The following is a 15,819-nucleotide window of genomic DNA, read 5'->3' on the forward strand; positions in this document are numbered from 1 at the left end:
CGCCGCTGAGTACAATCGGGCGAGCAAATGTTGACCTATCAACAAATGAAGGAGTTTCCTTTATGCATCTAGCCCGTCGTGCCTGGTGCCGAACATATCAGACGGTTTTTCGCATTGCATTGCCGATCCTGCCCTATACCGAGCCGCGCATTTTAGAGCATGCCGAGGATGTGCCCGCGGTGCTTCAAAAGCGCTCGATCCAGAAGGTCCTTATCGTGACGGATCCCGGCATTGCCCGTCTGGGGCTCACGGCACCGCTCGAGACGGCGCTCGCATGCAGGGGGATTGGCGTTACGGTCTATGCCGAAACGCGTGCAAACCCCACGGTTTCAAACGTGGAAGAAGCGGCGTCCCTGTATCGAGAGAGCGCCTGCCAGGCCATTATCGGCTTTGGCGGTGGCTCGGCCATGGACTGTGCCAAGGGCGTGGGCGCACGCATTGCGCAGCCAAACAAGCCCATCAACAAGATGCGCGGCCTACTGCGGATTCATCGTCTCCTGCCGCTGCTTATTGCGGTTCCCACTACCGCCGGTACGGGAAGCGAAGTCACGCTCGCGGCGGTTATCACCGATGACGAGACGCACTACAAATACCCCATTAACGACTTTGTGCTCATCCCGCGTTTTGCAGTCCACGACCCCGAGTTTACGTGCGGCTTGCCCGCTTCCATTACGGGGCAGACGGGCATGGACGCCCTGACGCATGCCGTTGAGGCCTTTATCGGGCGAAGCACCACGCCCTATACGCGCAAGATGGCGCGACAGGCGGTGCAGCTCATCCACGACAATTTGCTCGAGGCCTATGAGCATGGCGACGACATGCGTGCGCGTCGCAATATGCTTTCGGCGGCGTATAAGGCGGGCGTTGCGTTTACCCGCTCCTATGTCGGATATGTGCATGCCATCGCGCACAGTTTGGGCGGCCGATACGGAATTCCGCACGGTTTGGCCAACGCGATCATCCTGCCGCACATGCTTCGCGCTTATGGTGACGCCGCCGCCCCCAAGCTTGCCGATCTTGCTCGCATGGCGGGCATTGCGCCGGCTACCGCGCAGGACAGTCTTGCGGTCGAGGCCTTTATCGATTGGGTCGACCGCATGAACGAGGCCCTGGGAATCCCCAAATATGTCTCGGGTATTCGCCGCTCCGATATTCCGCAAATGGCGGCCCATGCCGATGCCGAGGCCAATCCCCTGTACCCCGTTCCACTTTTGATGGACCGCTCGGAGCTCGAGCATATGTACGAGGTCGTCGCGGGTGGTATGTTTGAGGACGAGAACTAGGAGGGTGCCATGAACACCGAGGAAATTGCGCGCATCGTCGGCGATCAGCGCGCCTACTTTAAGACGCACGCCACGTTTGATGTCGATGCTCGACGTCGCGCGCTCGTGAGTTTACGCGATGCGGTGCGGGCCCACGAGGCCGATATCGCTCATGCGCTCAAGACCGATTTGGGAAAGTCGCATGACGAGGCCTATATGTGCGAGATTGGCACATCGCTTTCCGAGATTCGACATCAGATTGCGCATGTGGCCCGATGGAGTCGTCCGCGCCTGCGTCCGTGCGACCTCGCTAACGCCGTGAGCGTGTGCAAAACGCAAACCGTGCCCTATGGCGTCACGCTCATCATGGCGCCCTGGAACTATCCGTTTTTGCTGACGCTCGAGCCGCTCGCTGGCGCCCTTGCCGCGGGCAATACCGTGGTCATCAAGCCGAGCGCCTATGCTCCGGCATCGAGCGCGGTGCTCAGGCAAATCTGTGAAGAGGCATTTGATCCGCGCCTGGTGACGGTTGTCGAGGGCGGGCGCGCCGAGAACGAAGCGCTGCTCGATGAGCACTGGGACAAGATCTTCTTTACCGGTAGCGTTCCGGTCGGCAAACTCGTTATGGAGCGCGCAAGTAAAAACCTTACGCCTGTGACGCTTGAGCTGGGCGGAAAGAGTCCCTGCATCGTGGATGCGACGGCAAACTTGAAGGTTGCGGCACGGCGTATCGCCTTTGGTAAATGGCTCAACGTGGGGCAGACCTGCGTGGCGCCCGACTACCTGCTGGTCGATACGCGCGTGCACGACGAGCTGCTGGGCCTCATCAAGGAGGAGGTCCGCCGTATGTTTGGCGAGTATCCGCTCGATAACGAGGACTACGGTCATATTGTCAACGCCAAGCATTTTGCGCGCGTGCGCGGGCTGATCGATCCCGATAAGGTCGTGCTGGGAGGTACCGCGCGCGAGGCCTCGCTCAAGATCGAGCCGACGATTTTGGACGGCGTGTCCCCCAATGACGCCGTGATGCAGGAGGAGATCTTCGGCCCCATTTTGCCAGTGCTGACGTTTGAGAGCCTTGACGAGGCCGAAGCGTTTATTACGGATCGTCCGACGCCGCTGGCCCTGTATATCTTTAGTCAGGATCGCGAGGTTCAGCAGCGCTTTGTGCGCTACGTGCCCTTTGGCGGCGGCTGCGTTAACGATACCATCATGCATCTGGCTACGAGTCATATGGGCTTTGGCGGCATGGGCGCGAGCGGCATGGGACAGTACCATGGCCGCGAGAGCTTCGATACGTTTAGCCACAAGAAGAGTATCGTGAACAAGGCAACCTGGCTGGACGTGCCGTTTCGGTATGCGCCCTACGCAAGCTGGAAGCACAAATTCGTGCGCATGTTTGTGCATTAGAAAAGGGCGCAGGTAATACGAACAAGTGTTCCTATTACCTGCATTTTGCGTTAGACTACTGTTATGGAGCACGGATGGGCCAACTCCCTTTAGAAGGGATTTGGTATGAACGTAAGCGATGTTATTTCGTTATTGGCGTTGTTGATTGCGGCTATCGAACTCGGTCTGTTTATCGGCCGAATGAAATAGCCGCCCCCGCGTAAGCGAAGACGGCCACTTCTCACGATGAAAACGTGTATCGGAGTTGGCAAGACCCGCGGCAACGGGTGCCATCCGTGTTCCTATCTTATCTGCAAGCGTTCTGTCGCGCAAGCGTTGAGGCAAACGATTGAAGGACGCAGACAGGATGTATTTGTGTCCGCACGGGACCGTAGACTTCTCAATAAGGTTACACACCGGTTTATCCGGCCGTTAGAGGAGCTGCTATGTACGAGCCTTCGCGTGTTCTTCTGTCATTTCACATTGCAGGATTTCAGTATGCCGATGGCGCCTTGGTCTTGGGCGATCTTAAAGCGGGCGATAAGCTGACGCTGTGTGACGAGCGCGATAATCCCCATGACCCTGAGGCGGTTGCGATTTATTACGGCAACACCAAGCTTGGCTATGTTCCGGGAAACGAGGTCGGCCCACTGTCCTTGATGATGTATTACGGCCACGAGGACGTATTTGAGGCCCGTGTGCAACAGGTTGCCCCCGAGCGCAGCCCGTGGCATCAGGTGCGCGTTGGGCTCTACGTGGTGGATGCTCGCTAGTCGGCAATGGAGGCTGCCATGTTTGATGACGATGACCTGTTTGATCTGGCAGATGATCCGTTTGAGTGGGATGTGCTACTCGATGACGATGAGCTGGAACAGGACCGTAAGATGCGGCAGGACAAGAAAACTCAGGGTGACGCTTCGAAAAAGCAAGACAAGCGCCGCCGCGGACTGTTCGGCGGGCTCTTTGGATAACCGCCGCATCGCTACGTCTGTATACTTAGCACGAGTTGAGCACGTTGCGAAATGAGGGCATAGACGATGATGTGGTTTACCGCCGACCTGCACCTGGGCGATACGAATATCTTGCACGACATGGACCGGCCGTTTGACTCGGTCGAGGAGATGAACCGCAAGGTCATCGATGCCATCAATGAGTGCGTGGCTGCGGACGACCGCCTCTATATTCTGGGTGACTTTACCTATCGTTTGCCCCTGGCGGAGGCGGTGCGCCTGCGCGAGCGTATCGAATGCCAGAACGTGACGCTCATCCGCGGTAACCATGACGGCGACTGGGAAGATTCCGACGTACCGCAGATTTGGGAAAACGTGCGCGATTACCTGGAGATTGCTCCCGGCTATGCCAAGGGCCATCGTCTGGTTATGAGCCACTACCCCATGCTCAGCTGGAACGGCAAGGCACGTGGCGCCATTATGCTGCATGGGCATATCCACAGCAGGGGTGACCGCGCCAACGCACGCAACCGCGATCGCGAGCGCCCGATCCTGCGCTATGACGTTGGCCTTGATGCCAACGACTACAGACCCGTAAGCCGTGACCAAATCCTTGACTTCTTTGGACTGTAATTTTCAAACTGTCACTCAAACCACCACAAAGGGGACAGGCACCTTTGTGGTGGTTCTGGCGCCGTTGCCATTATGGCGGCGGCGCCTTTTTTGTCCGTGCGGCGCGGTAGAGTGTAGGCGGTCGAAATTTGCGTCCATCGAGGAGCTGCTATGAACGAGATTAAGTGCCCGCATTGCGGCGAAGTTTTTAAGGTCGATGCGTCCGGCTATGCGGATATTGTCAAGCAAGTACGCGATGCCGAGTTTTCGCGCGACCTGGACGAGCGTGTGAAGGCAGTCCAGCGCGAGGGCGAGCAAGCGCTGGAGCTTGAGCGCTCGCGTTCGACGGCTGCTTTGCAGGAGGCAGAGTCTCAGCGCAACGCTCAGCTCGTTGAGCAGAAGAACACTGCGGATCAGAAACTGGCGCAAGAGGTTGCCAAGCGCGATGCTGAGCTTGCCGAGCTGCGCGCTAAGCTCGAGGGCGCTGCCGCAGAGCGCGAGAGTGCAAGCCAGCGCGCGGCGGTAGAGGCACGAGCCAATGCTCAAAAGGAAAATGCCGAACTCCAGCGTGAGATTGATAGCCTGCGTGCGCAGCTTGGGCGCAAAGATGACGAAGCAAAGCTTGCCGAGTCGGCGGCGCGCAACGCTGCTCAAAACGATTTAGCTGCGCGCGACGCTCAGATTGCTGAGCTGCAGGCCAGGCTCGCCGCGGCGGACAAAGCCCAGGAGATGGCGCTTGCCGCTGCCGCGGCAGAGTCGCAGCGTGAGCTCGATGCCGCTCGCAGCGAGGCCGAGCGCGCGCTTACTGACTATCGCGCGAAGGCGCAGGAGAAGTTTTCCGCCGCAAAGGCTCAGTCCGAGCAAGAGGCCGAGGGCCTGCGTGCCCAGCTGCGCGAGCAGGAACTGATGGCAAAAATGAACCTGTCAGAGGCGGTCGCCGCGGCGGAGCGAGAGCGCGATGAGGCACGTGCCAAACTGACGAGCGAGCTGGCTGTGCGCGATTCTCGCGAGGAACAGGCCAAGGCGGCACACGAGCTCGAGCTTGCGCAGGCCAAGCGTGCGAGCGATGACCTGATTCGCTACAAGGATGAAGAGATCGAGCGCCTTAAGGACATGAAGGTCCGCCTGTCCACCAAGATGGTGGGCGAGTCGCTCGAGCAGCACTGCGAGACCGAGTTTAACCGTCTGCGCATGACGGCGTTTCCTAACGCGTACTTCGAGAAGGATAACGATGCGTCCGAGGGCACCAAGGGCGACTTTATCTTCCGCGAGTGCGACGCAAGCGGTAACGAGGTCATTTCGATTATGTTCGAGATGAAAAACGAGAACGACGAGACCGCGACCAAACATAAAAACGAGGACTTCTTTAAGAAACTCGATCACGATCGTCGCCAGAAAGGCTGTGAGTACGCGGTGCTCTGCACGTTGCTCGAACCCGAGAGCGAGCTTTACAACGCCGGCATCGTGGACGTGAGCTATCGCTACGAGAAGATGTACGTGATTCGCCCACAGTTCTTTATTCCCATGATCACGCTTCTTCGCAACGCCGCCATGGGTTCGCTGCGCTATAAGCAGGAGCTGGCGGAGTACAAACAGCAGAATATCGACGTCACGAACTTCGAAGCCAAGATGGAAAAGTTCAAGAATGATTTCGGTCGCAACTACGAGCTTGCGAGCCGTAAGTTCCAGACGGCGATCGAGGAGATTGACAAGACGATTAGCCATCTGCAGAAAACCAAGGAGGCATTGCTGTCCTCCGAGAACAATCTGCGCCTAGCCAACAAGAAGGCCGATGAGCTTACCATTCGTAAGCTCACCTGGGGCAACAAGACCATGAAGGTGGCGTTTGACGAGGCACGCGAGGGTGCGACAGACGCGGGCGATGAGCCTGCCGAGGCAGATTCGTATGAGGTCGAGGATGCCGAGTAGGGCATAGCGGATAAGGCAAAACAGGGGCCGCTGGCGATGTTGCCAGCGGCCCCGCTTCGTTTTGCCCATTGTGCTCGGCTAGTCCTCGAGCAGGTCCTCGATAAAGCCGACGCGATAGTTCTTGAAGATGACCTCGCCGCCGTCTTGTGTGGCGTCCAGATCGACATCGCCCATGATGCCAAAGTCGTGGTCGCCATCCTCGTCAGCAAAGATCTGGTGCACGTGCCATACGTGCGCGGTCTTCTCGTCGGACTCGTCGATGGAAAACATCGCGGCGCTGCGGGCATCTCCATCGGTGAGGATTTCCTCGTGCTGCTCGTGGTAAGCGTCGAGTGCTTTTTGCCAGCGGATCTCGCTCATGCCCCAGTCGTCGTCGAGCTCGCCCAGGTCGCGCACGTGTCCGCGGGCGGCAAGGGTTACGCGGCGGAAGAGTGCGTTGCGCACCAACAGCGTGCAGCCGCGACGGTCCGCCACGACCTCGTCGATGCCCTGCGGCGGCGCGGCATCGAGGGCTGCCGGGTTGCCGGCGTTCTCCCACTCGTCCACCAGGCTCGAGTCCACCGACCGCACCACAAAGCCCAGCCACGAGATAATGTCGCACAGGCGCTCGTCGCGTTTCTCGATCGGCACGGTGCGGTCGAGCGAGCGGTAGGCCTCTGCCAGGTAGCGCAGCAGAATGCCTTCGGAGCGGGCGATACCGAGCTTTTGAATATAGCCCTTAAAATCGCTTGCGCTCTCCAGCATGTCGCGCAGGACGCTCTTGGGCGAGAGCTGGTAGTCGTTGGCCCAAGGAACCTCCTGACAGTACTTGTCAAAGGCGGCGTCCAGCAAGTCCTCGAGCGGCTTTTCGTATGTGACGTCTTGGATGCGCTCCAAGCGCTCCTCATACTCGATGCCGTCGGCCTTCATCTCGGCCATAGCGCGATCGCGTGCGGCACGCTCCTGTGCGCGCAGCACCTGTTTGGGATCCTCGAGCGTTGCCTCGACCATCGAGATCAGATCCATGGTATAGGTCTCACTCTCGGGATCGAGCAGCTCCAACGCGGCAAGCAAAAACGGCGAGAGCGGCTGGTCGAGCGCAAAGTCCTCGGGCAGATCGACCGTCAGCGCATAGTCGATGTCTGGTGCGGCGTCAGTCGGGGCATCGGGTGCGGGCGGCACTTCGGTGCGAACGACGACGCCGGAATCGATGAGCGTGGCGAAGATTTCGTCGGCGCGAACCTCGAGCTTGGCCTTTTCCTCGGGGGTCTGCAAGCTCGTCTCGATGAGGTCGTGCACGCGGGCTCGGGCATCGCCGCCCTGCTCGACCACGCTAATCACCATGGAGTGTGTGATGCGAAGGCGTGGCTTGAGCGTTTCAGGCTGCGTCTCGATCAGGCGCTCAAAGGTCTGCTTGTTCCAGGTGACAAAGCCCTCGGGGGCCTTCTTCTTTTTAATCTTGCGGAGCTTCTTGGGGTCGTCGCCCGCCTTGGCCATGAGCTTGGCGTTCTCGATCTCGTGCTCCGGGGCCTCGGCGATGACCATGCCCTCGGTATCGAAGCCCGAGCGGCCGGCGCGACCGGCAATCTGATGGAACTCGCGGGCGCGCAGACGACGCATCTTGTAGCCATCGAACTTGGTGAGCGCGGTGAGCACCACGGTATGGATGGGTACGTTGATGCCGACGCCAAGCGTATCGGTACCGCAGATGACGGGCAGCAGGCCCTGCTGCGCCAAGCGCTCGACCAGCAGGCGATAGCGCGGCAACATGCCAGCATGGTGCACGCCGACGCCGCAGCCGAGCAAGCGCTTGAGGATCTTGCCAAAGGCCGTGGAGAAGCTCGTTCCCTTTGCCGCTTCCTTGATGGCCTCACGCTGCTCCTTGCTGGCGATGCCAAAATTGGCGAGCGACTGCGCAGTCGCAAGGGCGGCATCCTGGCTAAAGTGCACGATATAGAGCGGGGCCTCGCCGCGGCGCATGGCGAGCTCGACCGTGCCCTCGAGGGAGGTCGTCACATAGTCGTAGCTCAGCGGAACAGGACGCGGGGCGTCGACAACCAAGTCGCAAGCAGCACCGGTGTGCTCCTCGAGTGAGGCGGCGATGGCAGTGACATCGCCGAGCGTGGCGCTCATGAGCATGAATTGCGTGTGGGGCAGGGTGAGCAGCGGCACCTGCCAGGCCCAACCGCGGTCGGGGTCGGCAAAGTAGTGGAACTCGTCCATGGCTACGCAGCCCACGTCGGCATCTTCGCCCTCGCGCAGTGCGTCGTTGGCAAGGATCTCTGCCGTGCAGCAGATGACGGGCGCCTTGGTGTTGATATGCGTGTCGCCGGTGATCATACCGACGTTATCGCGGCCGAGCACCTGTACCAGATCGAAGAACTTTTCGCTGACCAGGGCCTTGATAGGGGCCGTGTAATAGCAACGCTTGCCCTGCGCCATGCCCATAAAGAGCATGCCCAGCGCGACGAGCGATTTACCCGATCCGGTCGGTGTTCCCAAAATGACGTGATCGCCGGCGGCCAGGTCCATGAGGGCCTCTTCTTGGTGGTCCCACAGCTCAATACCGCGATCGCTCGTCCATTCAAAGAAGCGTTCGAAGGCTTGATCGGGCGTGAGCCACGGTTCGGGCTCGCTGCCGTCCTCGGGCTCCCACCAGGTGGGGGAGAGCGCGCCGAGCGAGCCAAACTCGGCTTCGGTTCCCGTGCCGCCCGAGAATGAGCTGGCGGCGCCGGCGCCGGAGACGGTGCTGGCGGCGGTATCTGTCGTGGTCTGTGCCATGTGGTTGCTTTCTCTCGCGATTGTCCGCCAACTATTATGGCGTAGCGGCGCATCGATGCGTTTGCAGGCAAGAAAATGCAGGAAATGGGCGTTCTGCCCGGCCGTTTGGTGCAGTTGCCAGCTAAGTGAGTAGACTTTTTGCGATGTCGCGAGCACATGGATTTTGCACAAGGGTTCTATCTGCGGTTTTAGTTATGCGGGTTGTGCTTGGCTATTGCAAAAAAGTCTACTCACTTAGGTTTGAGGGTTGTTTGCTGGCGCCTATTCGCGCTTATTTGCTGACGCCGCGACCATCAGAAGCCCCTAGGACTCTTGCGGCAGGCGCTTCTTGCCCTTGCGGGCACGGTTTCTGAAGTTCTCGACGGCCTCTTCCATGCCGAGAGGCACGTAGGTGAGCTCATCGAGGTTTTCGGGCAGGTAGCAGGCAAGGCTTTGCTTCTGCGCGCGGCCCGCCGCGAGCTGCTCTTCGATGGGTTCCGCGCCGGGCGTAGCGCAAATGCCATAGACGGCGGCGCCCATCTCGCGCGTGCGGCATTCATATTCGGTCTCGGGATGCTCGGGATGGTCGCGGCGGACGTCGTCACTTACCCAAAGCGTATCGTAGCCGGCTGCGGCAAACTGTCCCAGGGCGTAATCGCGCAACGGTTTGCTGTCGGTTCGCAGCGTTACGGTGGCGCCGGCTGCAAAGAGCGGGCGATAGAGCATCAGATGGTCGACATGGACGAGGCGCTTTTTGGCGTACTTGGCCTTGGGCTGCGGCGTGGGAAAGTTGATGGTGATGGCATCGAGCTCGCCTGTGGCAAATAGCTGCGGCAGCGATGCGGCGCCTCGAGGCAGAACGAGTGCGTTGGTCAGTTCATGCTCGCAGATTTTCTGTGCGGCATAGGCGATGCAGATGGGCTCTTGGTCCATACCGATAAAGAGGGTGTCGGGCTCGCGGCGAGCGCGCTCAACCAGATAGGTGCCTTTGCCGCAGCCCAGATCCAGATGAAGGCGGGTGAACGAGACGCTGCCAACTGGCGCGCAAGCCGCGCGCCAATCTCCGACATAGGCCTCGGGGTTCGTCTCAATCGCATCGGCGTAGCGCTCTAGGCGCTCCTCGAGCACAAAGTTCTTAGGCGTGCGAACGTGGACGGCTCCCATGAGGCTCCTTGGTCATAAGTAGGGAACGCATGGCTGCGCGTTCCGTCAATGGGTTGAAAAGGGGTGGGCATAGTTTGCCCGAAAGATGTGGTGCGGCTCGGCGACGAGTTGTCGATGCCTACAGGCGCTTGAGGATCACATAGCGGTTGAGCTCGCCGCTGCGACCGTCGGCATGGAAGCGCTCAAGCTCGCGCACGGGAACCTCGCCGCTCTTGTAGAACGTACGGACGCCGCGCACCAGGTCGGTGATCTGCTGATCGTCAAAGTGATGGCAATAGCGGTAGGCGTGGCGGTCGTTTTGCCAGCCAATGAGGTGGTCGCCGGCTTCAAACTGGGCGGAATCGTAACCCTCAAACGGCGGGGTGAGCTCGGCGCGGGCTTCGGCGCGAACAGCCTTGCGCGCCATGCGCTCGTCGTTCATAAACTCCCAAAAGCTGATGGCGATGATGCCGCCCGGGCGCGTCTGGCGCACCAGAGCGTCGAGCACGCGTACACGGTACTCGCACGACGGCACATGGTGCATAAAGCCAAAGCAGACCGAGATGTCGGCGAGCGGGGCGTCGAAAAGCACGTCGGGCGTCTCGGCGGGGTTGAGCTTCATAAGGGCGTCGAGCACGTCGAGTTCCTGGAAGTGCAGGTTGGGAATGCGCAGCGCGTGGCCATGTGCATCGATGGCCAGGTCTTGGCACGAGTCGACACCATAGAACTCAAACGGGCAGCTGGCATCTGCCGAGGGGTTTGCGCCATCGACGCCCTTGGCGGCAAGTGCGCCGCCGGCGGCAAAGTTCTCGAATCGCATATTGCCACAGGCAAGATCGAAGACGCGGACGGGATGCTCGATCGTGGCGACGTCGAGCTGTTCGAGCGCGATATCCATGGTACGTACCCAGCCGGGCCACGGGGCCTGGCGCGTATCGGAAAAGGAAGCGGAGTGCTCGCGATAGAACGTGTTGTTGAGCTGGATGAGCGATGAGGCGAAATCGCGGTTCACGGCGCGGAACTCCCTCCGTTAGCGGTGCGAAATAAACAGTACGACCATACTACCGTTAACGCTGCAACGGGGACAACCAAGCTACGGGTCATTGCTTTGTTTGGACACATTTCCGCAGCTCATATGTGCCCGCAACCGCCGGTTGTCAAAAATCTCACTAGAATAGGTGGCATGCTTTTGGCGGTGGCGGATACATTTTTAACTGTGCAAGGCGCCTTTAGAACAAAAACGGTCCGGCGGCACGGCTGGCATCACATAGGAGGAACCATGAATGTAGAAACTGCGCAGCGGCTCGCCGACCTTCGTCGCAGCAAGGGTTTTAGCCAAGAAGGGCTGGCGCGAAAGCTGGGGCTGTCGCGCCAGGCGGTCAGTAAATGGGAGCGTGCAGAAAGCTCGCCCGATACCGAGAACCTGATCTCGCTCGCCAAGCTCTACGGTGTGAGCCTGGACGAGCTGCTCAATCCGAGCGACGAGATTGAGGACGATATCGAGTTTGAGAACGAGGACCGCGCCCGCCAGCGCGAGGCCGAGGCAGCAGAGCGCGCACGCACCCATGAGGCGGCAGCGCGCGCCACCGAGGCGGCAACACAGGCGAGTGACGCGGCAGCCAAGGCGGCGCAGGCGGCAAGCTGGAGTGCGCAGGCTGCCAATGCGGCGACGGCTCAGGCGACGAGTGGCGGCGCAGTTGGCTCGACTCCGGCGAAGGGCCCGTTCCAGTCGTTCCCGTATTGGGCCGTGTGCTGGCTACTGTTCTTTTTGCTGATGTTCCTGTTTGGTGCCGGTCCCTTTGCCGCACTGATTTTCTTTACGATCCCCATCTATCACTGGGTGGCACGTGCGCTCGATGGCGATTGGGCGCGCGGGGATATCCAGGTTGGTCCGGCGCCGGTGACAGCTAGGGCTCAGAATGTTTCCGCTTCGGTTGATGCTGACGTGGCTACCGCGACTACCGCTGAGCCGATTGCCAAAGAGGGCGATGAATGATGAAGCTTTCGCATGAATCCAAGGTACGCTTGGGCGTTGGCATCGGAGCGTTTGTACTGATTATCGGGCTTGTCTTTGGCACTTCGCGGCTATTGGCTCATTCCGATATGGTACGTACGACCGGTATTCTATCTGGCCATTTGTCTGATTTTGACGATATGTTTGACGAGGACGATTCCTTGAATAGCGGCAGCTATTCCGCTCGGCCTCAGCAACTTTCGAGTGCGACCTTTGATGCCGATGAGTTCCGCTACCTCGATTTCGATATCAATGCGGCGTCGGTGGACGTCAAGGTTGTTGACGGCAACAAGGCTCGCGTTATCGAGCGGGGGCGCGTTGCCAAGGGTATGGATGCCTCCAAGGCCGCGACGCAAAACATCGCATCCGTCGAGGACTCGACGCTCAAGGTTTCTCAGTTTGGAAGTGATGACGGTAAGGCAATCGATCGCACAGTTACGGTCGAGCTGCCGCGCCGTGTTGCCGAACATCTGAAGGGAGTCAACGCGCACGTGGGCTCGGGTGATCTGCAGATTGTCGGTGTCATCTGTGATGGTTTCGACCTTTTCCTGGGTGCGGGAGATGTAGAGTTTACGGGCAGCGTGACTGATGCGCTCAGTGCCGAGGTCGGTTCGGGCGATGTGACGTTCGAGCTTTACCAGGCCCCCGCGAAGTCGATGGACGTGAGTGTGGGCTCGGGCGATGTGGAGATGATGGTTCCGAACTCGACGGGCTTTAAGGCGAGTCTCACCTTGGGCAGCGGCGACTTCGAGAGCGATTTCCTTCCGCTTGGCTACGACGGCGAGACCATTTTGAATCTTGAATTCGATAACGGCGATAAGTCTGCTACGTATCGTTTTGAGGTCGGTTCGGGCGACATGTCGTTTGATTCGGAGTAGTGAGGCAGACGAAAGCCTAAGCGAAGATATAGACGCGCTGTTTGATGAAGGCGCCGAAGCCGAGATCGGCTTCGGCGCCTTTGCCTTTACAATGGGGGCATGGAACAGATTATCTTGAACATACTCGAGGCTCTGCGTCGCGGCGAGACCGTAGACGACAAAGCGCTCGTCAAACTGATACATGCCGAGGCGCGCCGTGAGGGCGCCGACAAACGCGATTTGGCCAAGCGCCGTCTGCTGCCGTTCTACCAGCGGGTAAAACGTGAGGAGCCGGCTCGTTGGGCTGGGTGGAATGTCGATGCCGAATTGGAGCGTCAACTGCTGCAGGTCCTGCGCATGAAGCCTCGTCGCACGGCTTCGGGCGTGGCGACCATTACCGTCATCACCAAGCCCTGGCCGTGCTCGGGCGATTGCCTGTTTTGCCCCAACGATCTGCGCATGCCCAAAAGCTATCTGCACGCCGAGCCGGCGTGCGCCCGTGCAGAGCAAAATTGCTTTGACCCGTATCTGCAGGTGAGCGCTCGTCTGACCGCGCTTTCGCAGATGGGGCATACGACCGACAAGATAGAGCTCATCGTGCTCGGTGGCACCTGGAGCGACTATCCGCAAGGGTACCAGACATGGTTTATGTCGGAGCTCTTTCGTGCACTCAATGATGATGCGGTGGCGGGCGTGGCGGCCAACCCCATGTTGGCGCGTCCGGGCATCAGCCGTGCCGAGGCAGGGCGCCTGCTCGATGACGCTCCCGCCGATGCCCTGCCGCCGGTGGTAACAGAGCGCCGCGAGCGCTATCGGGCTGCCGGCATTGCGACAGACGAGGCTGAGCTTGCTGCCGGCGTTGCCGACGAGCAGGGGCGTGTGGATGCTGTCGTTGGTGGCTATAACCGCGCAGTGCGTCGTCTGTACGGCCCCGGTACGCCATGGGGCGAGGCTGCCGAGTGGCAGACGGCAACGATGGAGGAGCTTGAGCGTCAGCAGCGCATCAACGAGACGGCGAAGCATCGCGTGGTGGGGCTCGTTATCGAGACGCGCCCCGATGCCGTAACGCCGCAGGCCCTCACGCTCATCCGCCGCCTGGGCTGCACCAAGATCCAGATGGGTATTCAGAGTCTCGACCAACACCTGCTCGATATCAACGAGCGTCGCATTTCGGTGGCGCAGATTGAACGGGCGTTTTCGCTTGCGCGCCTGTTTGGCTTTAAGATCCATGCGCATTTTATGCTTAACCTGCTGGGCGCCACGCCGGAGGGGGATAAGCGCGACTACGAACGCTTTATGACCGAAGGGGCCTTTATGCCCGACGAGGTCAAGGTCTACCCGTGTGCGCTCATCGAGGGCTCGCGTCTGGTGGGCTGCTATGAGCGCGGCGAGTGGCGTCCCTATACCGAGGAAGAGCTGCTCGATGTGCTGGCCGACGACATCGTGGTGACGCCGGCGTTCTGCCGTATCAGTCGCATGATCCGCGACTTTAGTTCCGACGACATTATGGTGGGCAACAAGAAACCCAACCTGCGTCAGCTCGTTGAGAACCGTCTGGCTGCTCGGGGTGATGGTGCGACGGTGCGCGAGATTCGCTATCGCGAGATCAGCACGGCGGGTGCCGACTTGGATGAGCTATCTCTTGATGAGGAGGTGGCGTACGAGACGCCGGTGACGCACGAGTGCTTTTTGCAGTGGGTGACGCCGCAGGGCAAGATCGCGGGCTTTTTGCGGTTGTCGCTGCCCGACCATTCGTTTGTTGCCGCGCATGCGGACGAGTTGCTGACGATGCCGGACGAGGCGATGATTCGCGAGGTACACGTGTATGGCATGGCGGCGCGCGTGGGGTATCAAGGCCAGGCGGCCCAGCACCATGGGTTGGGGCGTCTGCTCGTAGAGCGTGCGTGCGAGATTGCCCGGGATGCGGGTTATACGCGCATCAACGTGATCAGCGCGATTGGTACGCGCGAGTACTATCGCCATTTGGGTTTTTACGATCATGGACTCTATCTGCAAAAGGAGCTCTAGATGAACAAGCCGAGTGTTTCTGCTGGCGTCGTTGCCGGCGTTGCCCTGGGAGCCGCGGCGCTTGGTGCGGCCGCCGTCGCTGTTCGTGCTGCCTGTCTGCAGGTTGCGCGAACCCGCAATGGGTTGGCGCGTGTGAAACGCGTGCACGATGGGGACGGCGATGAGATTCGCGTGTTGGTGCAAGGCGGCGTCTACCAAAGCGCAAGCTACGTTGGTGAGCGTTGGGCGGAGCCCGTCTTTGCGTACTATCGTGCGTTTGACGACGTGTTTGAGTCCGAGGATGCGATGCACGATGCTTATGGTCACGGCATCAACCGCATGCTTGTGCTGGGTGGCGGCGGGTTTGCCTATCCTAAGTTCGCGCTGATGTCGCACGAGGGCTTGCGCATGGACGTCATCGAGTATGACGGAGAGATTACGCGCCTGGCGCGCCGCTGGTTCTACCTAGACGAGCTGGAGCGCGCGGCGGGCGATCGCCTGCGGGTGATAACCGCTGAGGCTCGCTCGTATTTGGGTGTGACGAGCGTGGGCCATCGTCGCTACGACGTGGTCGTGAGCGATTGCTTTGGCGGTGCCGAGCCCGTACGCGAGCTGGCGACGGTTGAGGCATTGCGTTTGGTGCGGGGCAGCCTAAATGTCGGTGGCGTCTACGTTGCCAATATCGTGAGTGCAAACGAGGGGAGCGATGTGACGTTCCTGCGCGACTGTGCCGCCACGGCGCTTGAGGTGTTCGACCATTCTTGGGTGGTCCCATGTGGCGATGCAGAGTTCGGCGGCGAGGAGAACTACCTGCTCATCGCCAGCGACGGCAACTACGCCTTTGCCGAAGCCGTGCCCTTCGACACCGACTTCCTCGGCACCGTTCTTCACGACAAATAGGTCTCCCCGTCCCAAAA

The 15,819-nt window shown here is 60.0% G+C and carries 13 protein-coding genes; 10 read left to right on the forward strand and 3 right to left on the reverse strand.

Annotated elements, in window-relative coordinates; translation table 11 throughout:
• Positions 1 to 62: 62 nt before the first annotated feature.
• The 6 genes from ACESWY_RS03660 to ACESWY_RS03685 all read left to right on the forward strand — a co-directional run bounded on the left by ACESWY_RS03660 (position 63) and on the right by ACESWY_RS03685 (position 6,142).
• Entirely contained in the window at positions 63 to 1,283 is a 1,221-nt protein-coding gene (locus tag ACESWY_RS03660; RefSeq protein ID WP_373093037.1) for an iron-containing alcohol dehydrogenase, read from the forward strand.
• A 9-nt stretch (positions 1,284 to 1,292) separates the two neighbouring features.
• Positions 1,293 to 2,672: an aldehyde dehydrogenase gene (locus tag ACESWY_RS03665; RefSeq protein WP_195246468.1), complete on the forward strand. Its 1,380-nt coding sequence runs from the start codon at positions 1,293 to 1,295 to the stop codon at positions 2,670 to 2,672.
• Between the two features lie 425 nt (positions 2,673 to 3,097).
• Complete coding sequence (locus tag ACESWY_RS03670; protein ID WP_161145005.1) at positions 3,098 to 3,424, forward strand: HIRAN domain-containing protein; 327 nt, start codon at positions 3,098 to 3,100, stop codon at positions 3,422 to 3,424.
• An 18-nt stretch (positions 3,425 to 3,442) separates the two neighbouring features.
• On the forward strand, positions 3,443 to 3,622 hold the full coding sequence (locus ACESWY_RS03675) for a hypothetical protein (protein WP_035137042.1): 180 nt from the start codon (positions 3,443 to 3,445) through the stop codon (positions 3,620 to 3,622).
• Between the two features lie 66 nt (positions 3,623 to 3,688).
• Entirely contained in the window at positions 3,689 to 4,234 is a 546-nt protein-coding gene (locus ACESWY_RS03680; RefSeq protein WP_373093040.1) for a metallophosphoesterase, read from the forward strand.
• A 150-nt stretch (positions 4,235 to 4,384) separates the two neighbouring features.
• A complete protein-coding gene (locus ACESWY_RS03685) occupies positions 4,385 to 6,142 on the forward strand; it encodes a DUF2130 domain-containing protein (protein ID WP_373093042.1) in 1,758 nt (585 codons plus the stop codon).
• A gap of 78 nt (positions 6,143 to 6,220) precedes the next feature.
• Here the strand turns inward: ACESWY_RS03685 and ACESWY_RS03690 are convergent, their stop codons facing one another.
• The 3 genes from ACESWY_RS03690 to ACESWY_RS03700 form a co-directional block, all read right to left on the reverse strand.
• Complete coding sequence (locus ACESWY_RS03690) at positions 6,221 to 8,902, reverse strand: DEAD/DEAH box helicase (protein WP_373093044.1); 2,682 nt, start codon at positions 8,900 to 8,902, stop codon at positions 6,221 to 6,223.
• Positions 8,903 to 9,205: 303 nt separating this feature from the next.
• Positions 9,206 to 10,045, reverse strand: a complete 840-nt coding sequence (trmB, locus tag ACESWY_RS03695) for a tRNA (guanine(46)-N(7))-methyltransferase TrmB (RefSeq protein WP_373093046.1) — start codon at positions 10,043 to 10,045, stop codon at positions 9,206 to 9,208.
• A gap of 118 nt (positions 10,046 to 10,163) precedes the next feature.
• Complete coding sequence (locus ACESWY_RS03700; RefSeq protein ID WP_022094355.1) at positions 10,164 to 11,036, reverse strand: class I SAM-dependent methyltransferase; 873 nt, start codon at positions 11,034 to 11,036, stop codon at positions 10,164 to 10,166.
• A gap of 267 nt (positions 11,037 to 11,303) precedes the next feature.
• Between ACESWY_RS03700 and ACESWY_RS03705 the strand changes: the two genes are divergently transcribed.
• The 4 genes from ACESWY_RS03705 (at position 11,304) to ACESWY_RS03720 (ending at position 15,802) form a co-directional block, all read left to right on the forward strand.
• The gene (locus ACESWY_RS03705) at positions 11,304 to 12,020 is read left to right on the forward strand and encodes a helix-turn-helix domain-containing protein (RefSeq protein WP_373093048.1); all 717 of its coding nucleotides are present in this window, start codon (positions 11,304 to 11,306) and stop codon (positions 12,018 to 12,020) included.
• On the forward strand, positions 12,017 to 12,916 hold the full coding sequence (locus ACESWY_RS03710) for a DUF4097 family beta strand repeat-containing protein (protein ID WP_373202139.1): 900 nt from the start codon (positions 12,017 to 12,019) through the stop codon (positions 12,914 to 12,916). The genes ACESWY_RS03705 and ACESWY_RS03710 overlap by 4 nt, the downstream gene beginning before the upstream one ends.
• A gap of 99 nt (positions 12,917 to 13,015) precedes the next feature.
• Positions 13,016 to 14,923: an elongator complex protein 3 gene (locus tag ACESWY_RS03715; RefSeq protein ID WP_373093052.1), complete on the forward strand. Its 1,908-nt coding sequence runs from the start codon at positions 13,016 to 13,018 to the stop codon at positions 14,921 to 14,923.
• A complete protein-coding gene (locus ACESWY_RS03720; RefSeq protein WP_373093054.1) occupies positions 14,924 to 15,802 on the forward strand; it encodes a spermidine synthase in 879 nt (292 codons plus the stop codon).
• Positions 15,803 to 15,819: the final 17 nt, after the last annotated feature.

The sequence above is a fragment of the Collinsella aerofaciens ATCC 25986 genome (assembly GCF_964237925.1).
Classification (GTDB): domain Bacteria; phylum Actinomycetota; class Coriobacteriia; order Coriobacteriales; family Coriobacteriaceae; genus Collinsella; species Collinsella aerofaciens_BJ.